The sequence below is a fragment of the Mycobacterium sp. SMC-13 genome (assembly GCF_045311035.1).
Classification (GTDB): Bacteria; Actinomycetota; Actinomycetes; order Mycobacteriales; family Mycobacteriaceae; genus Mycobacterium.
In genome coordinates this window covers 284,963-304,816 of record NZ_JBJIAI010000002.1, presented here as the reverse complement: position 1 = coordinate 304,816, position 19,854 = coordinate 284,963, and the positions used below count along the sequence as shown (strand labels likewise).

The 19,854-nt window shown below is 67.4% G+C and carries 18 protein-coding genes; 10 read left to right on the top strand and 8 right to left on the bottom strand.

Translation table 11 applies throughout. The features are described from left to right. Positions 1 to 26 precede the first annotated feature (26 nt). On the top strand, positions 27 to 1,640 hold the full coding sequence (locus tag ACJH6I_RS04690; RefSeq protein WP_406783812.1) for a CocE/NonD family hydrolase: 1,614 nt from the start codon (positions 27 to 29) through the stop codon (positions 1,638 to 1,640). On the opposite strand, the gene ACJH6I_RS04685 is transcribed toward ACJH6I_RS04690, so the two are convergent. Beyond that, positions 1,627 to 2,598, bottom strand: a complete 972-nt coding sequence (locus tag ACJH6I_RS04685) for an NADPH:quinone oxidoreductase family protein (RefSeq protein WP_318984191.1) — start codon at positions 2,596 to 2,598, stop codon at positions 1,627 to 1,629. The two genes, ACJH6I_RS04690 and ACJH6I_RS04685, sit on opposite strands and share 14 nt — an antisense overlap. 57 nt (positions 2,599 to 2,655) lie before the next feature. Further along, complete coding sequence (locus tag ACJH6I_RS04680) at positions 2,656 to 3,510, bottom strand: EamA family transporter (protein ID WP_318984192.1); 855 nt, start codon at positions 3,508 to 3,510, stop codon at positions 2,656 to 2,658. Between the two features lie 69 nt (positions 3,511 to 3,579). On the opposite strand from ACJH6I_RS04680, the gene ACJH6I_RS04675 reads away from it, so the two are divergent. From ACJH6I_RS04675 to ACJH6I_RS04665, 3 genes are read left to right on the top strand one after another with little or no spacing between them, the layout of a single operon-like run. After that, positions 3,580 to 4,671, top strand: coding sequence for an NAD(P)-dependent alcohol dehydrogenase (locus ACJH6I_RS04675; protein ID WP_318984193.1), 1,092 nt, complete (start codon positions 3,580 to 3,582; stop codon positions 4,669 to 4,671). 59 nt (positions 4,672 to 4,730) lie between these two features. Further along, on the top strand, positions 4,731 to 5,687 hold the full coding sequence (locus ACJH6I_RS04670) for an alpha/beta hydrolase (RefSeq protein ID WP_318984194.1): 957 nt from the start codon (positions 4,731 to 4,733) through the stop codon (positions 5,685 to 5,687). A 55-nt stretch (positions 5,688 to 5,742) separates the two neighbouring features. Beyond that, positions 5,743 to 7,212: an NAD(P)/FAD-dependent oxidoreductase gene (locus ACJH6I_RS04665; RefSeq protein ID WP_346416851.1), complete on the top strand. Its 1,470-nt coding sequence runs from the start codon at positions 5,743 to 5,745 to the stop codon at positions 7,210 to 7,212. A 10-nt stretch (positions 7,213 to 7,222) separates the two neighbouring features. Here the strand turns inward: ACJH6I_RS04665 and ACJH6I_RS04660 are convergent, their stop codons facing one another. The 5 genes from ACJH6I_RS04660 to ACJH6I_RS04640 form a co-directional block, all read right to left on the bottom strand. Next, positions 7,223 to 7,561 (bottom strand): MmcQ/YjbR family DNA-binding protein, encoded by a 339-nt coding sequence (locus ACJH6I_RS04660; RefSeq protein ID WP_346416850.1) that lies wholly within the window; start codon positions 7,559 to 7,561, stop codon positions 7,223 to 7,225. 86 nt (positions 7,562 to 7,647) lie between these two features. After that, positions 7,648 to 8,559, bottom strand: coding sequence for a LysR family transcriptional regulator (locus ACJH6I_RS04655; RefSeq protein ID WP_346416849.1), 912 nt, complete (start codon positions 8,557 to 8,559; stop codon positions 7,648 to 7,650). Positions 8,560 to 8,571: 12 nt separating this feature from the next. Continuing rightward, on the bottom strand, positions 8,572 to 10,956 hold the full coding sequence (locus ACJH6I_RS04650; protein ID WP_346416848.1) for a CoA transferase: 2,385 nt from the start codon (positions 10,954 to 10,956) through the stop codon (positions 8,572 to 8,574). A 5-nt stretch (positions 10,957 to 10,961) separates the two neighbouring features. Next, complete coding sequence (locus tag ACJH6I_RS04645; protein WP_346416847.1) at positions 10,962 to 12,146, bottom strand: acyl-CoA dehydrogenase family protein; 1,185 nt, start codon at positions 12,144 to 12,146, stop codon at positions 10,962 to 10,964. A 1-nt stretch (position 12,147) separates the two neighbouring features. After that, positions 12,148 to 13,251 carry an acyl-CoA dehydrogenase family protein gene (locus ACJH6I_RS04640; protein ID WP_346416846.1) on the bottom strand — a complete coding sequence of 368 codons (1,104 nt, stop codon included), beginning with the start codon at positions 13,249 to 13,251 and terminating at the stop codon, positions 12,148 to 12,150. Between the two features lie 244 nt (positions 13,252 to 13,495). On the opposite strand from ACJH6I_RS04640, the gene ACJH6I_RS04635 reads away from it, so the two are divergent. The 4 genes from ACJH6I_RS04635 (at position 13,496) to ACJH6I_RS04620 (ending at position 16,255) form a co-directional block, all read left to right on the top strand. Beyond that, entirely contained in the window at positions 13,496 to 14,968 is a 1,473-nt protein-coding gene (locus ACJH6I_RS04635; RefSeq protein WP_346416845.1) for an acetyl-CoA acetyltransferase, read from the top strand. A 140-nt stretch (positions 14,969 to 15,108) separates the two neighbouring features. Then, positions 15,109 to 15,291: a hypothetical protein gene (locus tag ACJH6I_RS04630; RefSeq protein WP_212806465.1), complete on the top strand. Its 183-nt coding sequence runs from the start codon at positions 15,109 to 15,111 to the stop codon at positions 15,289 to 15,291. Positions 15,292 to 15,368: 77 nt separating this feature from the next. Further along, positions 15,369 to 15,737, top strand: a complete 369-nt coding sequence (locus tag ACJH6I_RS04625; protein WP_346416877.1) for a DUF4345 domain-containing protein — start codon at positions 15,369 to 15,371, stop codon at positions 15,735 to 15,737. 179 nt (positions 15,738 to 15,916) lie between these two features. Next, entirely contained in the window at positions 15,917 to 16,255 is a 339-nt protein-coding gene (locus ACJH6I_RS04620; protein ID WP_406783845.1) for a DUF1589 domain-containing protein, read from the top strand. A 671-nt stretch (positions 16,256 to 16,926) separates the two neighbouring features. Here ACJH6I_RS04620 and ACJH6I_RS04615 read toward each other — a convergent pair. Then, positions 16,927 to 18,084 (bottom strand): phosphotransferase family protein, encoded by a 1,158-nt coding sequence (locus ACJH6I_RS04615; RefSeq protein ID WP_212806464.1) that lies wholly within the window; start codon positions 18,082 to 18,084, stop codon positions 16,927 to 16,929. Positions 18,085 to 18,128: 44 nt separating this feature from the next. Between ACJH6I_RS04615 and ACJH6I_RS04610 the strand changes: the two genes are divergently transcribed. Further along, entirely contained in the window at positions 18,129 to 18,737 is a 609-nt protein-coding gene (locus tag ACJH6I_RS04610; protein WP_212806463.1) for a TetR/AcrR family transcriptional regulator, read from the top strand. Positions 18,738 to 18,967: 230 nt separating this feature from the next. Then, positions 18,968 to 19,843: a glycoside hydrolase family 16 protein gene (locus tag ACJH6I_RS04605; protein ID WP_346416876.1), complete on the top strand. Its 876-nt coding sequence runs from the start codon at positions 18,968 to 18,970 to the stop codon at positions 19,841 to 19,843. Positions 19,844 to 19,854 lie beyond the last annotated feature (11 nt).

Here is a 19,854-nt window from a genome sequence, read left to right as displayed (position 1 = left end):
CCACGACCGGACGAGGAGAGTGTGACGTGCGACGCGACACCCTGGCGTGGCTCGGTGCCCGCGCACTGACCCGCCGGCTGGGTTTGCCGCGGGCCACGAGCTTCCGGGTGGAGCGGTCGCTTCCGGTGCCGATGCGCGACGGCGCCGTCCTGTTGGCCGATCACTACGCGCCGCAGCGCCGCAAGCCCGCCGGCACGCTGCTGATGCGGGGGCCCTACGGCCGCGACGGCCTGCCCAACCGCGTGTTCGCCGGGCTGTACGCGGGGCAGGGCTTCCACGTCGTGCTGCAGAGCACGCGCGGCACCTTCGGGTCCGACGGTGCGTTCGAGCCCGGCCGTCACGAGGTCGACGACGGTGCCGACACGGTCCGGTGGCTGCGTGAACAGCCTTGGTACGGGGGAGAATTCGCCACTGTCGGGGCGTCATACCTGGGCTTCACCCAGCTGGCGCTCCTCGTCGACCAACCCGACGACCTGACCACCTCCGTGATCACCATGGCGCCGCACGATTTCGGACACTCGGTATGGAGCACAGGGTCGTTCGCGCTCGGCGATTTCCTGGGCTGGAGTTATCAAGTGGCCTGGCAGCACCGTGGTGGCTGGATTCGCCAGATTCTCCGCGGCATGGCGACGCCGCGCACCCTCAAGCCGGTGCTGGAGACGCTGCCGCTCGATCCGGCCGCCGCCGAACTCCTGGGCGGACGCACCCCGTGGTTCAACGCGTGGCTCGAACAGCCGGATCCGTCGTCGCCGTACTGGGCCGAGAACGGTGTGGCGGCCGCACTCGACAACCTGCGCGGCCCGGTGCTGCTGATCACCGGTTGGCAGGACGTTTTCGTGGACCAGACCCTCGAGCAATACCGGCGGCTACGGGCCCGCGGTGTCGAGGTGGCGTTGACCGTGGGGCCGTGGACGCACGGGTCCGGTGGTACCGAGGCCATTAAGGAATCCGTGCTGTGGCTGGACGGCTCCCGCCGCGCCGCGGCCCCCGTGCGGATCTGCGTTGCCGGCGGTGACTGGCTCGACATGCAGGAGTGGCCACCGCCGGCTGCCGAACAGGTGTGGCACCTGCACCCTGGCGCGGCGCTGGCCGAGACCCCGCCCGACAGCGGGGCGCCGTCCACGTTCGTCTACGACCCGGCCGACCCGACACCGAGTATCGGTGGGCGCCTTCTGGTTTCCGGCAAGTCGGGTTACATCGACGACACCGCGCTCGCCGAGCGATCGGACGTGCTGACCTTCACCAGCCCGGTGTTGCCTGCTGACCTCGACGTCATCGGAACGTCGTACGTCGAACTGGACCACCGGACCGACAACGCGCACGCCGACGTGTTCGTGCGCATCAGTGACGTTGGGCCCGACGGACATTCGACCAACGTCACCGACGGCTATCTGCGGCTCACCGCGGCCGACGCCCCCGCGGCGCTGCTGCGCCTGGAACTCGACGCGACCGCCTACCGATTCGCGGCCGGCCACCGGATCCGCCTGCTGGTCGCGGGCGGCTGTTTCCCGCGGTTCGCGCGCAATCTGGGCACCGGCGATCCGCTCGGGACCGCCACCGAGATGGTGCCCTCGGTGCACACCATCGCGCACGGCGACGGCGGCCAGTCCCGGCTGGTGTTGCCGGTCAGCGCAACGTGACGACCACTTTGCCCTTGGCGGAACGGTTTTCCAGCGAGGCGATGGCGTCCGCGGCCCGCTCCAACGGATAGACCTCGGGCGCCGGCGGGGTCACCGCACCGGAGGCCAGCAGCGGCTCCAGCTCCTCCCACTGCTCGGCGAGATAACCCGGGTGGGTCATGGCCCACGCACCCCAGCCGACACCCACCGCATCCACATTGTTGAGCAGCAGGCGGTTCACCTTGACCGTCGGAATATCGCCGCCGGTGAATCCCACCACCAGCAGCCGGCCGCCGGGTGCCAGGGACCGAAGAGAGTCGGTGAACCGGTCACCACCGACCGGGTCGAGGATCAGGTCGACGCCGCGGCCGCCGGTCAGCTCTCGCACCGCGTCCTTGAAGCCGTCGGCCAACACGACGTCGGAAGCCCCAGCGGCACGGGCGATCTCGGCCTTGTCCGGCGAGCTCACCACCGCGATGGTGCGGGCGGCGCCGAACGCCGGGGCCAGGCGCAGCGTGGACGTGCCGATGCCGCCCGCGGCGCCGTGCACCAGCACCGTCTCGCCGGGCGTCAGCCGACCGCGGGTACGCAGCGCGCAGTGCACCGTCAGATCGTTGAACAGCAGTCCGGCGCCGGCCTCGAACGACACCGAGTCCGGCAGCTTGAAGACCCGATCAGCCGGTAGTGCAACGACTTCCGCCATCGCGCCCGACAACATGGTCAACGCCGCCACCCTGTCGCCGGCCGCCACGTGCGCGCCCTCGGGTGCGCTGCGGACCACGCCCGCGAGCTCGGCGCCGGGGGTGTACGGCAGTTCCGGCTTGTGCTGGTACAGGCCGCGCGACTGCAGCGCGTCGGGGAAGGCGACACCGGCGGCGTGCACCTCGATCACCACAAGGCCGGCGCCGTCAGGCTCGGGGATGTCGTTCAGTTCGGCCGCCGAGGGGCCTTCCAACCGGGCGATCTGAATGGCGCGCATGGTGCTCTTCTCCTGTAGGCATTGCCGGTGGGTCCCTGTCACTGTCGCATGTCCACGTCACGCTCCGCCGCGGGCACCGAGTAAGAGGCCGGTCACCACCAGTCCGATGCCGGCGATCTCGCCGATCGTCGGAATCTGATGCAGCACGGTGAGCCCGATGAGGCTGGCCGTCACGGGCAACAGTGCCAGCAGGATCGCGAACCTCGCCTGGCCGACCTGACGGAGGACGATCTGGTCGAGCGCATAGGGGATGGCCGTCGACAACAGGCCGACGCCGAGGCCGAGCAGCCAGGTGCGCGGATCGACGAACACCGCCGAGTTCGTGTGGGCCTGGAGGCCGATGATCACCGGGCCCAAAATGGCTGCGGCGGTCGACATTCCGAGGGCGAGCGTGTCGAGACCGCCGTGTGCGTCCGCCACCCGTTTGCCGACCATGATGTAACCGGCCCAGAGCGCCGCGGCAGCCAGTGCCCACGCCACGCCGGCGAGCTCTGAGGTGAATTCGATGCCGGCCAACAGAGCAACCCCGCCAGCCGCGAGGGTGGCAGCCAAAAGATCACGCGGTCTGCGTGACCCGAGCGTGGCCACCAGCGTCGGGCCGATGAATTCGATCGCGACGGCGGTGCCCAACGGGATACGGGCCAGCGCTTCGTAGAACGCGATGTTCATGCCGACGGTGATCAATCCGAACAGGGTCGCGATCGCGACACGGCGGCGCGTCAACGGCATTCGCCACGGCCGGCGCCAGGCCATCAGCACCAGCGCACCGGCCGCGGCCCGGAGCCACGCGACGGTGGCCGGTTGGGTGGTCGAGAAGAGGAACACGCCGATCGCGGCACCCAGGTACTGCGACGCCGCACCGGTGACAAAGACGAACGGGACCGACCATCGGGGCAACTGGCGGTGCGTCATCCGCGCGGCACCCGGCAGTTGTCGATCCCGGTCACCCGGCGCAGATTACCGTCGACCTACCATCCGTGAATGATCGACGCACGTGCCGCCGTGTTGCTCCGCCCGGGTTCGGCCCCTGAACTGACCGATGTCCAGATTCGCGAACCGCAGGGCGGCGAGGTGCTGGTCGGCATCGATGCCGTCGGCATCTGCCACACCGATATCAGCACGGCCGCCCGCTGGCCGGAGAAGCGTCTGCCGATGGTGTTCGGCCATGAAGGCGCGGGCACGGTCCTGGCGGCTGGACCGGACGCTCGCATCGACGTCGGCCGGCGCGTCGTCCTGACGTTCGCCAGCTGCGCACAGTGCGCAGCGTGCGCAGCCGACACGCCCGCCTATTGCGACAATGCCAGTCGCCTGAACATGGCCGGTGACCGCGGTGACGAGTCGAGCGCGCTCCGGCTCGACGGTCAGCCCGTTCGCGGCGGATTCTTCGGGCAGTCCAGCTTCGCCACCCACGCGCTGGCCAACACGTCGAATGCCGTGGTGCTGCCCGACGGCATCGATGCCCAGCTGGCGGCACCGCTGGCCTGCAGTGTGCAGACCGGGGTCGGCGCGGTGCTGAACACACTGGCCGCTGGACCCGGCGATGTGCTGGTGGTGTGGGGCGCCGGCGCGGTCGGTCTCTCGGCGGTGATGGGGGCCCGCATCGCCGGGTGCCGCACGGTCATCGCGGTCGACCCGATCGCCGAACGACGTTCGCTGGCAATCGAATTGGGCGCCACCAGGGCCGTCGACTCGGCCTCCGAGACCCTGCCGGCCGAGATCATGGAGCTCACCGGCGGTGGTGCGACGCTGGCTGTCGACACGACCGCGCGCGGCGACGTCATCAGCACCGCGCTGACGCTGCTGCGCAAGTGCGGCACGCTCGCGCTCGTCGGGCTGGGCGCGCTGACCGCGGAACTACCCGTCGGGCTGATCCTGGCCAACGGGCTGCGGATACAGGGGGTCATCGAAGGCGACAGCGAGCCGCACAGCTTCATCCCGCGGTTGGCCGAACACGTCCTCCGGGGCGAGCTGCCCGTCGACAAACTGGTACGGACCTACCCGTTCGACCGCTTCGCCGACGCCTGGTCGGACGCCGCCGCCGGTTTTGCCGTCAAACCAGTGCTGGTTATTTAGGTAGGCTCGCTGGTACGGGATGTCCCGCCGGCAACGTCGCCGAACCCGAACGGAGCAGCATGACCGCTTTCACTCATTCGCAGCTGGTCAAACCCGGGCGTCCCGCGGCGCTGCCACGAGGCCGTTCCATGGAAATCAAGGCCGTCGACGGTACCCGGCTGCACGCCGAGGTGTTCGGTCCCGAACACGGGCAGCCGATCGTGTTCGCCCACGGCATCACCTGCGCCATCGGCGTATGGGGCAACCAGATCGCGGATCTGGCGAGCGACTACCGGGTCATCGCCTACGACCACCGCGGTCACGGCAAGAGTGAAGCTCCCCGCGGCCGCCACAAGTACAACCTGGACTTTCTCGCGGCCGACCTCGACGCGGTGCTGAGCGCGACGCTCAGGCCGGGGGAGCGGGCCGTCCTCGCGGGGCACTCGATGGGCGGCATTGCCATCACGTCATGGGCGCAGCGCTACCCGCAGCGGGTCACCGAGTGCGCGGACGCCGTCGCCCTGATCAACACCACGACTGGTGACCTGCTGAAGCTGGTCCAGCTGGCGCAGGTCCCGAACTCGCTGGCGAAGTCCCGGGCCTACGCCGCCGGCCGCATCCTCAAGACGTTCGGCGGAGCCCCGCTGGTGCCGGGTTCGCGTAGGGCGGCGCGCCAGTTCGTCGCCATGATCGCTGTCGGACGTGACGCCGACCCCGCAGTGGCCGACTACGTCTACGAACTGTTCATGGGCACCTCCGCAGCCGGCCGCAGCGGATGGGTGAACGCGCTGGTGGACAACCTCGATGCTCATCACATCGGACTCGACAACCTGACGGTGCCGACGCTCGTCATCGGCAGCACGAAAGACCGGTTGCTGCCCATCGCGGCGTCCCGCCGGATCGCCAGGAACGTGCCGAATCTGTGGTCGTTCGTCGAACTGGGCGGCGGTCACTGCGCGAACCTGGAGCGTCCCGAGCAGGTCAATCAGCATTTGCGGGCGCTGCTCGCGGGAGTGGCCCACAGCTCGACGGCCTAGGATCGCCATGTCCTAAGGTGAAACCGGCGGTACCGGATTTGATCAAGGGAGATTCATGACGGCCAGCGACGGCGAGTTCTTCGATGTGCTGATCATCGGTGCCGGTATCTCCGGCATCGGAGCCGCGTACCGGCTGCATCAACGCAACCCGCAGGTGACCTACCGGATCCTGGAGCGGCGGACGCGCATCGGTGGCACCTGGGACCTGTTCCGCTACCCGGGTATTCGATCCGACAGCGACATTTTCACGCTCAGTTTCCCGTACCAGCCGTGGGAGCGGCCGGAGAACATCGCCGACGGCGATCACATCCGCGAGTACCTGACCACCGCGGCACACACGCACGGCATCGACCGTCACATCACCTTCAACACCCATGTGCAGTCGGCCGACTGGGATTCGGCGACCGACACCTGGACGGTGCACGCCGTGGAGAACGGCGAGGCCAGGTCCTACCGCGCCCGATTCCTGTTCTGCGGCACCGGCTACTACAACTACGACAAGGGCTACACGCCCGACTTTCCGGGCATCGACACCTTCGCCGGCGACGTCGTCCATCCGCAGTTCTGGCCGGAGTCACTGGATTACGCCGGCAAGAAGGTCGTGGTGATCGGCAGTGGTGCCACCGCGGTCAGCCTGGTGCCCGCCATGGCGAAGACCGCCGGGAAGGTGACCATGCTGCAGCGGTCACCCACCTACCTGATGTCGCAGTGGCAGATCGACCCGATGGTCAGCTTCATCCGGAAGCTGTTGCCGGACAAGATCGCTCATCGCATCGTGTGGTTCCGCAACGTGCTCATCAGCGTGCTCAGCTACAACCTGCTCCGGAAGTTCCCCAAGGGCGGCCGCCGCCTCATCCGCAACCGGGCCATGGCCGCGTTGCCGCCGGGCTACCCCGTGGACGTGCACTTCAACCCGAAATACGACCCGTGGGATCAACGCCTCTGCGCGGTGCTCGACCGCGACATCTTCACCGCCATCGGTGACGGCCGCGCCGAGGTCGTCACCGACCACATCTCCCACTTCGACGCCAACGGCATCGTGCTGAAATCCGGTGCGCGCATTGACGCCGACATCGTCGTCACCGCGACCGGGCTGGAGTTGCAGGCCCTCGGCGGCATCTCCCTGTCGGTCGACGGGGTCGCGATCACCCCGTCCGACCGCTACGTCTACAAGGAATTCCTGCTCGAGGACGTGCCGAACATGGCATGGTGCCTGGGCTACACCAACGCATCGTGGACCCTGCGCGCCGACATGACTGCCCGTGCGTTCGCGAAACTGGTGGCGTACATGGACTCTCACGGCTACACCCACGCCTATCCGCATCTGGGTGACGTCCCGATGGACGAGAAGAAGACCTTCGACCTCGACGCCGGCTACATCAACCGCAACCCCCACGCGTTGCCCAAATCCGGTACCCATCGCCCGTGGCACGTCCGGCACAACTACGTGCTCGACGTGATCGACCACCGCTTCGACCGCATCGAAGAGTCCATGGTGTTCGGACGGGTGCGGCAGCGGGTCTGAGCCTTCCGGATCAGGATTCCGGCTGCTCGGTGAGTCTGGGCGGGGCAGCCAGTCGCCACGAGTCGGCGAGGATGTCGGTCAGTTCCTGCTCATCGTCGAGCGCCTCCAGCCTGACCCGCACCCACGACGACGCCGCCTCATGTCGCGGCACCCAGAACTTGTGCGGTTCGGCCGCGATCAGCTCTTCGCGGTCGAACCTCGGACAGCGCACCGCAAACGAGGTCTGATCGTCGGGCACCGTGACGAACATCTTGCGCGCCACGTCGAAAGTCGGGTGGCCCCAACGCTCCTTCTCTGTGGTCTCCGGGAGGGACAGCGCGATGCGGCGCACGTCATCGGCATCGAGCACGGTGTGAACCTTCCGGAGCTGCGTTGGTGGAGTTTGTCCGTCGAGGCAGCCTACCGGCGGGCGGTGACAGGTATTTCGCGCGCGACTCAGCGCAGGACAGTGGCGAGCTGTTCGACGAGGGCCTCGATCGCGGCTGGATCGCGCAGCCGGTCCGGCGCCCACGCCAGCGCGATCTTGGCCGGCGCCCAGGTGCTTTCATCGATCGGGATCAGCTTGAATTCGGGCGGCGAGAAGATTCGGCCCAGCGTCGAGGCGGGCGCGTAGCTGACCAGTGCGACGAGATACCGGTTGAACACATGGCTGGCCATCTCCAGCTCACCGCCCAGCTGACTGACGGCGCGCACGATGCGCGTGACGCCGCGTTCGTTGAGGCCCCGCGTCATCTGCGCCAGCACCACGGGATTGGGCCGGGCGAAGTCGATCACGACATCGCGGTCCCGCAGGTCTTCGATGGCGATGGTGTCGTTGGCGGCGAGTGGGTCGTCGAACCGCACCGCCGCCGCGCCCGGATAGGTGGCCACGACCCGGTGCCGGATGCGCTTGTCGGCGGCCGGCAGGTGGATCAGACCGAGATCCGTGTGCCCGGAAACGAGTTTGGCGATGACCTCGGCCGCCGACCCGGGCACGCTGAACTCGGCGGGTATCGCGAGGCCTGCCACCGCTTGCTCGAATCTCGCCAGGAAATCCGATGGCGCGTAGGCGGTCGCATCGATGCGAACGGGGTTGCTCGCCTGCGTGATTCGTGACGCGGTGGCCTTCAGTTCCTCCACCCGCCGCAGGATGTCGCGCGCCGGCTCCAGCAGCTGCATACCCAGCGGTGTCAGGCGGACGTCGTGGTAGGTGCGCTCGAAGAGTTCCCCACCCACTTCGCGCTCGAGTAACTTGATCTGCTTGCTCAGCGGCGGCGGCGTGATCATCAGCCGATCGGCGGCGCGCTTGAAGTGCAGCTCTTCGGCGACCGCGACGAAGTAGCGAAGGCGGGTGAAATCGATTTCCATGGGACGGGGTGGTTACCGTCCCGAATGTGCTGCTGCCGCAGGTACTTCGAGGACGGCGCGGGCAATCAGATCATCGATTGTCTGATCGTCCAGGCCGAGCAGTTCGGCCGCGATCTCACGGGTCTGCTCGCCGAGCAGTGGCGCTTGCCCCAGCGGGGGATCGGGGATCAGGTCAGCGTGGATTTGCACGTTCTCCATCATGAACGGTGCGGTCCCGTGCGGATGTAGTTCCTCCCGGAAAGCCCGTCGCTCGACGTAGTAGTCCCAGGCGGGGACCTCCACCGCATGCAGGACAGCCCCGGCCGGGACGCCCGCCGCCTGCAACCGCGCCATGGCCTCTGCCGGTTTATGCCGGGATGTCCAGGCGCTGAGCGCCTCGTCGAGCCGCCCGCGCTGACGATCCCGCCCGGATCGCGAACCCAGCTCCGCATCGGCAGCGAGATCGGGCCGGTCGATCGCCGCGCACAGCGCTGACCAGTCGGCGTCGTCGCGGACGGTGACCGCGATCCACGTGTCATCACCAGCGCCGGGAAACAGGCCCCACGGTGCGTCATGAGCCGGCTGGTCGTCGCGAGCATGACCGCGCCGGGTGAGCACCTCCCCGGCGATGTCGTCGGCCAGGTGACTGAGCATCACCTCGGCTTGGGCGATACTCGCCGATCCGCCGCCACCGCTGCGTTCGCGGCGCAGCAGGAGCGCGACGGCACTCAATGCCCCGATCCGCGCCGCCACGTGGTCGGGGTACACCGTGACGGTGTCGCAGAACGCATCTGGGTCATCTGGGTAGGTCCACAGCTCGGTGAAGCCCGCCGCGGCGCGGACCAACGGCCCGTAGCCGAGTCGTTTCGCCCATGGCCCGGTGGCTCCGTACGCCGAGCTGTCGACGACGACGATGCCCGGGTTCACCTGCTGCAGTGTCGCGTGATCCATGCCGAGCGCTGCTGCCACACCGGGTTTGAAGTTGCTCAGCACGACGTCGGACTGCTCTACCAGTTGGTGTGCCAGCGCGCGGCCTTCCGCGGACCGGAGGTCGATCCCGATCGACCGCTTGTTGCGGTGACCGGCGGCGTAGGCCTGCGTCATCCGGGTGAGGCTGATGCGGAGCCCGTCAGGGAAGGCGGAGTTCTCGATCTTGACGACGTCGGCGCCGAGGTCGGCGAACAGGCGGCCGGTGTCGCTGCCGACGACGATGACGCCGAGGTCCAGCACGCGCAGCCCCTCCAGGGGCAGTCCGAGGCCGCTGCGGGGGCGCGCGGTGAGCGTGGGGGCGTCGCGGAGTCGTCGCTCACTCGGTGCCTTGATGTTCAGGCTGCTCGCCCGGTGCCCGTCGATCTCGACGACACCGACCGGCACGGGTGCGGTCAGACCGGGGGAGAGCTCCGTCTCGCGGAAGAAACCGCGCGCGGCCACCTGTTCGGTGGACAGCGCCTCGGCCAGGCTCAGCACCGCGGCCGTCGGCACGCCGTGCCGTTGTCCGGCCAGTTCGAGCTCCGCGCGGGTCTTGTCGGCACAGAACTGCTCGATGGCGCCGAAGAGGGTGGCGGACGCGAAACGCTCACGGAGGCTGTTGAACTTGGGGTCGGCGAATTCCGCCGGGCGCCCCATCCACTCGAACATGCCCTGCCACTGGCGTTTTGCCAACACACACATGCGGACGTGGCCGTCCTTGCATTTGAAGATCGGATAGCGCTGCTGCTCGGCGATCCAGTCGCGCTGCTGTTCGCTGATGGGTACGCCGGCCGCCGCGCTGCCTGCCGTGCCGAATGGCGGATCGAGGGTCTGCATCGCACCTTCGAGCACCGAGAAATCGATGAGATCGCCTGTGCCCGTGCGCAGCCGATCCAGGAACACACAGAGGGCGAAGAACGCGGCCTGGGCCGCGGCGACGTGGTACGGCAGGTCCGCGCTCGGTGGCACCAGCGGTGGCTGTCCCGGGATGCCAGAGCGGGACAGCTCGCTGGTCAACGCGTGCAGCACCGGAGTGGTGGCCTGCCAGTCGTGATATCGCGTATCACGACCGAAGTCACTGATGGACAGGATGACCAGTGCCGGATGATCAGCGTGAATCTGGTTGACCGCCAAGGATTCCTCGGCCGCCGATCCCGGACGCGTGTTCTCGATGAGGATGTCGGCGGTCGCCACCAAGTCGGCCCACGCCTGCCGCCCGGCCGGGGTCGACGGATCGATCTCGACCGAAGGGATCCCGTGTCGGTTGATGGCGGTGCCGATGGGCACTCCGTCGATGCGTGGTCCGGTGGTGTCGGTCGCGGTCACACCGGCCAGGTGCACCGACGTGACGTGGGCACCGAGATCGGCCAGAAGCCGGCCGACGGCTGTGATGGGTCCGGCTGTCAGATCGAGTATCTCGATGCCCGACAGCGGCGGGTCGTAGGCCATGGTCGTCAACTGCGTCGCGCCTGGCGGAACGGGATGTCACGGTCGGTCTCGGGTTCCTTCGCCAGCCCCAGCACGCGTTCGCCGATGATGGTGCGCTGAATCTGGTCGGTGCCGCCGCCGATGGAGGTGAAGAACGCGTTGAGGGACAGGAAGTTCACGTCGTCGGCCTCGGGGTTGTCGGGACCCGCCAACAGTGATTCGGTACCGATGATCTCGGTCTTCAGCGCGGCCTCCGAGTGCAGGATTCGCGACATCGCGAGCTTGCCCAGCGACATGATCGAACTCGACGTGCCTTGACTGGTGGACGCCTTGGCGCGAAGGTTGTTGAGCCGGTTGAGTTCCCGCAACGCCAGCACGTCCGCGAGGCGCTCGCGCAGGGCGGCGTCGTCGAGGCGGCCGTGCGCGCGAGCCAGTTCCACGAGGCTGTCGGCCTTGGACTTGTTGCGTGAGCCGCGGCCGCCGTCGCCCATGATGGAGCGTTCGTACGCCAGGGCGGTCTGCAGGACGCGCCAGCCGTTCCCTTCTCCGCCGATGAGATTCGCATGCGGCACGGTGGCATCGGAGATGAACACCTCGTTGAAATGCGCCTCACCGGTGATCTGGACCAGAGGCCGCACCTCGATGCCGGGCTGCCGCATCGGGATGATGAAGTAGCTCATGCCCTTGTGTTTGGGCGCATCCCAGTCGGTGCGTGCGATCAGCAGACCGTATTCGGACGTCGCCGCTCCGGAGGTCCACACCTTTTGGCCGTTGACCACCCAGCGGTCGCCGTCGCGCACCGCTGTGGTGCTCACCCCAGCCAGGTCCGATCCGGCGCCGGGCTCGCTGTAGAGCAGACAGGTACGGGCTGCGCCGGTCAGAAAGTCCCGTAGCAGTTCATGTTTCAGCTCGTCCGAGCCGAACGCGAACAAGGTGTTGGCGGGAATATTGTGCTTGTCCTGGCAGGCGCCGGGGGCCTTGACGGCGCGAAACTCCTGCTGGATCACCGCGGCGAGCTTGCTCGGGTAGCCGCGGCCGAACCAATCGGGTGGATAGGTGGGCACGGCGTAGCCTGCGTCGAGAACCTTTTCACGCCAGGCGATTTCCTCGGGTGAGCTCACCCAGGGATCGTCCGACGGAGGCAACGTGGTCCAGTTCTGCGCGAGCCAGTCACGAACCTCGGTGCGCAGCTCGTCTGCGGTGGTCGTCATCTCAGGCCCCCTTGGATGCCAGGTAGCGCTCACGATGGTCACGTGAACTGCCGAACAGTTGACGGCCGGTGCGTGCCCGGCGCAGGAACAGATGCGCGGGGTGCTCCCAGGTGAAGCCGATGCCGCCGTGCATCTGGATCGATTGCATGGCGGTGGTGTGATAGGCCTCCGCACAGGCGAATCCGGCCAGGGCGACGGGACCGTCGGCGCCCACCGGGTCGGCATCGAATTGCGCAGCGGCATGCTGTGCCGCCGAAGTGGCGGATTCGACTTCCAGCAGCAGGTCGGCCGCCATGTGCTTGATCGCCTGGAAGCTGCCGATGGGCCGCCCGAATTGGATCCGGGTCTTGAGGTATTCGACGGTGAGATCGAACAGGTGGCGGGCCCCGCCGACCTGCTCACCTGCGAGGGCGATCACCGTGAGGGACAACGCATTTTCGACAGCCGCCCAGCCGCCGGTGCCGATGCGACGGGCCGGGGTCTGGTCGAACGTATACGTCGACAGCCGGACTGTGGGGTCGAAAACCGTTGCGGCGGTGCGGTCGAAGCCGGGTGCGTTCGGGGCGACCTCGAAGATCGCGATGCCCTCGCCGGTCTTCGCGACGGCGAGGACGACATCGGCGATCTGCCCGTCGAGCACGTAGTGCGCCGAGCCTGTGAGTTGGTACCCGTCGCCGTGCCGGTCTCCCTGAATCGCAACACCATCTGGTGCCCACGTACCACGGGGCCCGGTGGCTGCCACGGTTGCGATCGAGGAACCTTCGGCCAACCCCGGCAAGAGCCGTGCCTTGTCGTTGTCGGTGCCGGCGGCCTGGATCAAGGCCGTGGCGAAGACCGCACTCGACAGGAACGGGGCGGGTAGCAACGCTGCACCCGTGACCTCGGCGACCGCCTCGAGCTCCTGTGCGCCCAGGCCGACGCCCCCGTGGTCCGGCTCTACGAGCAGGCCCGCCACACCCTGGGCGGCCAGCTTGTTCCAGAGGTCGCGATCGAATCCGGTGTCTGTGCTCATCACGCGGCGGACGTCGGCTTCGGTGCAATGTTCACTGAGCAGGTCCTTGACGGCCGCAGCGAGTTCGGCTCGTTCGGCCACGCTCATCGTCATGTGTTCACCCTTCTGCAGGTCCATGCACCGTCTCGGCTCCATGCAATGCTGTCGGCGCCCGCCTGTAAATCGCATTGTGCGACACCTATACGTTTCCTCATGCGACATCTGCGAGTCTTGAGGGCGGGCAGATGTCGCGAACGCTCATGTGCGGATTTCCGCGCTGGTCGTTTACAGTGCCGCCCGCATGCCGCCAAGGTGGAGGTATTCCGGAGCAGGTCCGGCGCCAGAAGAGGAAACGTCAGTGTCACTTGATCCCAGAACCCCGGTGCTCGTCGGCTACGGCCAGGTCAACCAGTACGACGAGAACCCGGCGGGCGAGCCTGTCGACCTGATGGAGGCCGCGGCCCGGGCAGCCGCTGACGCCCACGTCCTCGAGGCGGTCGACGCCGTCCGGATCGTCAACCTGCTGTCGGTGCGGTACCGGGACCCCGGCTTGCTGCTGGCGCAGCGCATCGGTGCGGCCGACGCCGTCACCCGGTACACCCCGATCGGTGGCAACGTGCCGCAGTCGCTGGTGAACCAGGCGTGCCTGGACATTCAGCAGGGCCGCAACGACGTGGTGCTGATCGCCGGCGGGGAAACCTGGCGTACCCGAATACGGTTGAAGGCGCGCGGCGAACGACTCACCGGCACCGAGCAGGACGAGTCGGTGCCACTCGCACCCAGTGACCCCGAATTCACCATGGCCGGGCCCGCAGAACTGCGGATCGGGCTGGTGGCGCCGTCGCACGTGTACCCGATGTTCGAGCAGGCGTTGCGGATCGCGGCGGGGGAGGGGATCGAGGAGCATCGGCGCCGGATCGGCGAGCTGTGGGCACGGTTCAGTCAAGTGGCAGAAGGCAATCCGCACGCCTGGAGTCGGGACGCGGTGTCTGCCGAGCAGATCTGGCAGCCCGGTCCGGACAACCGGATGATCAGCTGGCCGTACACCAAGCTGATGAACTCCAACAACATGGTCGACCAGGGTGCGGCGCTGATCCTGACCTCGGTGGGCAAGGCCGAAGAATTGCAGATTCCCAGGGACCGGTGGGTTTTCCCGCACGCCGGCACCGACGCCCACGACACCTATCTGATCGGGGAGCGGGCGAGCTTCTCCGGGTCGCCGGCGATCCGCATCGCGGGCCGTCGGGTGCTGGAGCTCACCGGGCTCGGCATCGATGACATCGATGCGGTCGACGTGTATTCCTGCTTCCCGTCGGCGGTGCAGGTCGCCGCCCGTGAATTGGGACTGGCCCTCGATGATCCGGCGCGTCCGTTGACGGTGACCGGTGGCCTGACCTTCGCCGGTGGGCCGTGGAACAACTATGTGTCGCATTCGATCGCCGCCATGGCGGAGCGGCTGGTGGCCAATCCTGGCCAGATCGGGCTCATCACCGCCAATGGTGGTTACCTGACCAAGCACAGTTTCGGCGTCTACAGCACCGAGCCGCCGGCACATGAATTCCGTTGGGAAGATGTGCAATCCGAGGTCGACGCCGAACCGACCGTGGTGGCCGAGGATGAATGGTCCGGAACCGGCACCGTGGAAACCTGGACCACGCCGGTCACCCGCGAGGGCGTTCCCGAAAAGGCCTTCGTGGCTGTCCGGACACCCAGCGGCAGCCGGGCGCTCGCCGTGATCACCGACCCGTCGCAGGCCGAGGCCAGCATCCGCGAGGACCTCGCGGGTGCAAAGGTCACCGTCGGCGCGGACGGCACCGCCGGGCTGGAGTAAGCCGACAGCGAACAACGGCCTGCCGCAGGGAATAGATCGGGTACCTCTGTCGCTGAACCTGTTCACTAGTGCCGACGGTGCCCGTCGCCGAGGTTGTGCGATCCCAAAAGCATTGTCGGAGTTCGTGAAGGGACACCGCGATGGCCACCAACTCTGCGTCAGTTGGCTTCCACCCCGCCGCGGCCGCGATGCACTGGTGGTCGGACAAGACCACCGCGTTCGTGACCCGGTTGCATCTCGCTGCGAAAGTCCGCCAGCCGGAGACTTTCCGTCACAAGGCATTCGAGCAGGCCGCCACCGAGCGCGAAATGTGGCGACTCTGAGTCGTTTCGCGTGACGACATGGCCCACATAGGTCATGCTGATTGCCGGTCCGTCGTCGTCGGGAGGTAACGGTGTCAGTGGCGTCGAACGTCGTCGTCGGCGTCAACGCGGTGTTCTTTGCGGGCATGGGCCTGCGGGCCCTGACCGCCCCGGCGGAGATGTTGCGGCCCTTCGGAATCACGTTGGGCGGCCCCGCATCTCGGGCAGAGGTACGGGCGGTCTACGGCGGTTTCGGGTTGGCCATCGCGGCGATCCTCGGATACGCCATCGCAGCTCCCGAGCAGGTCCGTACCGGCATCGTGGTCACCGTGAGCGTGGCGTTGCTCGGGATGGCATTCGGGCGCATCGTGTCCGCGGTCGCCGGTGACCGAACATCGTTCTACCCCAATTGGTTCTACGGCTTTGTCGAAGTTCTGCTCGCTGCATCGCTGTGGTGGGTCGGCTAGCGCCACCAAAGACAAATGTTCCCCGATACGCCGTTGTATCGGGGAACATTCCTGTTTGCTCCTGAAGAGCAAAACTAGGGGGCCATCGTCAGCCAGTCCGGGAAGCCCGACGGATCGTGGCGGCCGAGCGCGCCGTGCTCGAACAGGCCCCAGCCTTCGGCAGGCGGCTTGTTGCCCTCATGACACACCGCACGTCCGACGTGGTCGATGACGCCGAAGCCGGAGCGAGCGATGATCGCCGGATCGGTCATGTCGTAGGTGAGGCGCTCGGTGAACTTCTCGCCCTTCCACGTGCCGTGCAGCCAGTCGGCGTCACCGCCGTAGCCGCCGCCCACGTGGATCGGCACGGGCAGCTTGGATTCCACATCGAAGCGGACGGGCGTGCCGTCCAGCGCCGTCGCCTCGATGGTGGCCCCGGTGGGAATGCGGGTACCGGAGACGTAGTGGATCTTCACGCGCGGCCAGCCGAGCTGCTCGACGCGGCCGTCCTTCCAGACGCGGCTGCAGTCGTTGAGTGACCGGAAGCCGTCGGGGGCCTCTTGGATGATCATCACGAGCGAGAATTCCTCGAACGCCAGCGGTACGTACAGCCACCACATGCCCTCGAAAGGCGGGTCTGCCGGCCGGCCGGCGGGCTCGGCCTCGCCGACGGGACGGATGCCCCAGGACCGGTCACGCGAACCGATCCACGTGTCCGGGCTGACCTTGATGTCCTCGCCGTCGATGGCGAGGGTGCCGCTCCAGGAACCCAATTGCGCGAAGCGCTGCGCGTTCAGCGTGACGCGGTTGCCCTGGCGCATGATGTGCGGCTGCTCCTGCACGACGTCGAACAGGCCGTTCCATGTCAGGTCGGCGGCGATGCCCTCGGTCTCGTCGAGCACGATGCGCACCTGGTGCAGTGGGTCGGTGACCTCGATGCGGTAGCCGACGACGTGCTGATTCAGTCGGTCCTGGTCGATGGCATCGGAAAGGTGCACGGCGGTCTGGGTATCACCGCGGCGCACCAGGAAGTAGGCGTCCTTCACCCCGAGGTTGGGGTAGTAGCCCATGCCGGTGATGACGAAGATGTCGCCGGTGCGGTCGTGGGCGTTGAAGTAGCAGCGGTCGTAGAAGTTCCGGTCGCTGGACCCGGGCCACGCGATGGGCTGCGGGACCTGGTGGATCGGGTATTCGTCCATGGGGCCGAGCATCAGGCTGTTCCTTCCAGGAGCTTCTCCAGCAGCGACTTGTGGTAGAAGAGCGACTCGAGGTCGTCGGGCTGTTCCATCTCGCCGAAGTGCACGCGGCGGGCGCCGGTGCGCATGAACACGCAACACCACACGACGCCGGAGTAGATGTAGAACCAGCGCAGGTCACCGACCTCGACGCCGGTGAAGTTCTTGTAGGTTGCGCGAACGTCCTCTTCGCGCAGCACATCCGGCAGGCCGGGCAGCCCGGCCAGGCCACCGAGCTCTTGGAACACCTTGTGCGCGAAGATGATCCACGAGACGTCGAACTCACGCGGGCCGACAGTGGCCATCTCCCAGTCCAGGACCGCGGAGGGGCGGAAGTCCTGGTACATCACGTTGCCGATGCGCGAATCACCCCACACGAGAACCGATTCGGATGCCGCGACGTCCTCGGGGAAGTTCTCCTCCAGCCAGACGAGGGCACGCTCGACCAGCGGTGAGCGGCCCAGGCCCGACGCTGCGAACTGGTACCACTCCTTGAGCCAGCCGAAGTGCCGGCGCAGCGCAGTGTCGCCCGGCGGGTCGATTTCCTGGAGAAAGCCGAAGGTCTTTTCCGCGTCGGGGATCGAGTGCAGCTTGGCGATGGCCTCCACGGTGCTGTCCTGCAGCGTGCGTTGCTGCTCCGGGGTGGCGTCGGCGAACCAGTTGCCGCCGAATGTATACGGCATGACGTCCGGCGGCACCACGCCGTCGACGCAGTCCATCAGGAAGAACGGCGAGCCGAGCACCTCGCCGGTGTTCTCCAGCCAGCGGACGCGGGGGACCGGGACGTCGGTGAGTTCGGCGGCCAGGCGCATGACGTCGAACTGGTGGTCCAGTCGGTAGGACGAGAAGACGGGGACGTCCTCGGTGGTCGGCGCGACCCGGACGACCCACTTCTGCTCCACCGGCGTGCCGCCCTCGGTCCACCGGCCGGTGATGATGATTGTCTCGGAAGACATTCCGTTCGAGTCGACGCCGCTCTCGACGGTGATCTCGGGCTTGATGCCGCCTTCCATCACGGTGGACAGCCACTGTGACAGGATGTCCGGAACTGTTGTCACGTCACGGCTGGAGCGCTGAATATGGTCGACGTTCGTCTCGACCGTGACGGAGCTGTCCGCCGGTTGGTTCGGCACTGAACCTTCCTTCCCGAGATAATTACGATACGATGCGTAGCGTTATGAAATCAGACCTGCAAGCGGTTGACAAGCCCTCTGGCGCCGGTCGGCCACGCGATCCCCGGATCGACGCCGCGGTGTTGACCGCTGCCGCCGAACTGCTGCCCGAAGTCGGCTACGCCAATCTGACGATGGCGGCCATCGCCGAACGTGCGGGAACGACGAAGACGGCGCTGTACCGCCGCTGGTCGAGCAAGGCCGAGTTGGTGCATGAAGCGGCGTTCCCCACGACGCCGACCGCGCTGTCGACCCCGGAAGGGGACATCGTCGGCGACATCCGCGCCATGATCGCCGCAGCGCGCGACGTGTTCACCAGCCCGGCCGTGCGGGCTGCGCTTCCGGGACTCATGGCGGACATGAGCGCCGACGAGGAGCTCAACGCGCGGGTCGTCGCACGCTTCCATGGGCTGTTCGACGTGGTGCGGGTGCGGCTCGAGCATGGCATCGAGCGCGGCGAGGTCCAGGCCGACGTCAAGCCTGAACGGCTCATCGAGATCATCGGTGGCGCAACGATGCTGCGGATGTTGCTGCATCCCGAGAGTGAACTCGACGAGCTGTGGGTCGACGAGACGGCGACCATTGTCACGCATGGAGTGATCAGCGGGGCTTGACGGTCTCGCCGGAAGCTCTTGGGCGCCAGCGCCTTTGAATCAGCATGGGACCTGATCACGGTGTTGCCGAGTGCGGTTCTGAACCTCGTCATCCGCGTGCTCTCGGGCTGGCGCGAGCGAATGGCCGTTGGGCATCCGCCACGGCGACGAGCTCGAACACTTCCGCAACCAGGCTACTTGGTTAGCCGTGTCGCGACGGTGCGTCGCCTACGATTGCTGATGTGCCGGATATGGATCGTCGCAAGATCATGATGATGGTTGGCCTCGGCGCGGTTACCACCGTGCTGGGATCCCCGAGGGCTGACGCCGACCCGTTGCCCGTTGCCCCAGGTCCGGGGACTGGCCCGGGGGCCGCGCCTGCTGCGCCTGCCGGCTCAGCGGCAGGCCCGGCAATGCTGTTCCGGGACGAATTCAACGGCCCCGCGGGTGCCCCGCCGGACCCGGCGTGGTGGTTCATCGTGCCTGAGCGCGAGGTCATCCGAAACCCCGTCGAATGGGACCAGCCGTACAACATGGGCCGGTACGTGACCGATCAGGAGCACGTGTTCCAGGACGGCAAGGGCAACCTCGTCATCCGGGCCACCCGTGGTCCCGGCGCGAACATCCGGGAGCGTTACGCGAGCGCCAAGGTCGTCGGCAACTGGCGCGGAGGGGTCGGCACCACCTGGGAGGCGCGGATCAAACTGAACTGCCTCACGGACGGCGCCTGGCCGGCCTTCTGGCTGCTCAATGACGATCCGGTCCGCGGCGGCGAGGTCGACCTGGTCGAGTGGTACGGCAACCGGGACTGGCCATCGGGGACGACGGTGCACGCCCGGTTGGACGGCACGTCGTTCGCCACCGACCCGCATCCGATCGACAGCGGGTGGCATACCTGGCGGATGACCTGGCAGCCGACCGGAATGTACTTCTGGAAGGACTACGCGCCGGGGCAAGAGCCGTTCTTCGCGGTGCCGGCCAATTCGTTGGACGACTGGCCCTTCAACGATCCGGGGTACACCTTGGCCCCGGTGTTCAACCTGGCCATCGGTGGGTCCGGCGGTCGCGAGCCTGCCGGCGGCAATTACCCCGCCGAGATGCTGATCGACTGGATCCGCGTCTTCTGATCAACGGTCCG

Excerpts from the sequence above, each read along its gene's own strand:
- ACJH6I_RS04605 (WP_346416876.1), top strand. The coding sequence starts at position 18,968 with ATGGATCGTCGCAAGATCATGATGATGGTTGGCCTCGGCGCGGTTACC.
- ACJH6I_RS04685 (WP_318984191.1), bottom strand. The coding sequence starts at position 2,598 with ATGCGCGCCATTCAGATCGCCCGGTTGGAAGGCCCCTCGGCGGCCGAA.
- ACJH6I_RS04610 (WP_212806463.1), top strand. The coding sequence starts at position 18,129 with ATGAAATCAGACCTGCAAGCGGTTGACAAGCCCTCTGGCGCCGGTCGG.
- ACJH6I_RS04630 (WP_212806465.1), top strand. The coding sequence starts at position 15,109 with ATGGCCACCAACTCTGCGTCAGTTGGCTTCCACCCCGCCGCGGCCGCG.
- ACJH6I_RS04675 (WP_318984193.1), top strand. The coding sequence starts at position 3,580 with ATGATCGACGCACGTGCCGCCGTGTTGCTCCGCCCGGGTTCGGCCCCT.
- ACJH6I_RS04640 (WP_346416846.1), bottom strand. The coding sequence starts at position 13,251 with ATGACGATGAGCGTGGCCGAACGAGCCGAACTCGCTGCGGCCGTCAAG.
- ACJH6I_RS04655 (WP_346416849.1), bottom strand. The coding sequence starts at position 8,559 with ATGGAAATCGATTTCACCCGCCTTCGCTACTTCGTCGCGGTCGCCGAA.
- ACJH6I_RS04670 (WP_318984194.1), top strand. The coding sequence starts at position 4,731 with ATGACCGCTTTCACTCATTCGCAGCTGGTCAAACCCGGGCGTCCCGCG.
- ACJH6I_RS04645 (WP_346416847.1), bottom strand. The coding sequence starts at position 12,146 with ATGACGACCACCGCAGACGAGCTGCGCACCGAGGTTCGTGACTGGCTC.
- ACJH6I_RS04620 (WP_406783845.1), top strand. The coding sequence starts at position 15,917 with ATGACACACCGCACGTCCGACGTGGTCGATGACGCCGAAGCCGGAGCG.
- ACJH6I_RS04665 (WP_346416851.1), top strand. The coding sequence starts at position 5,743 with ATGACGGCCAGCGACGGCGAGTTCTTCGATGTGCTGATCATCGGTGCC.
- ACJH6I_RS04680 (WP_318984192.1), bottom strand. The coding sequence starts at position 3,510 with ATGACGCACCGCCAGTTGCCCCGATGGTCGGTCCCGTTCGTCTTTGTC.
- ACJH6I_RS04650 (WP_346416848.1), bottom strand. The coding sequence starts at position 10,956 with ATGGCCTACGACCCGCCGCTGTCGGGCATCGAGATACTCGATCTGACA.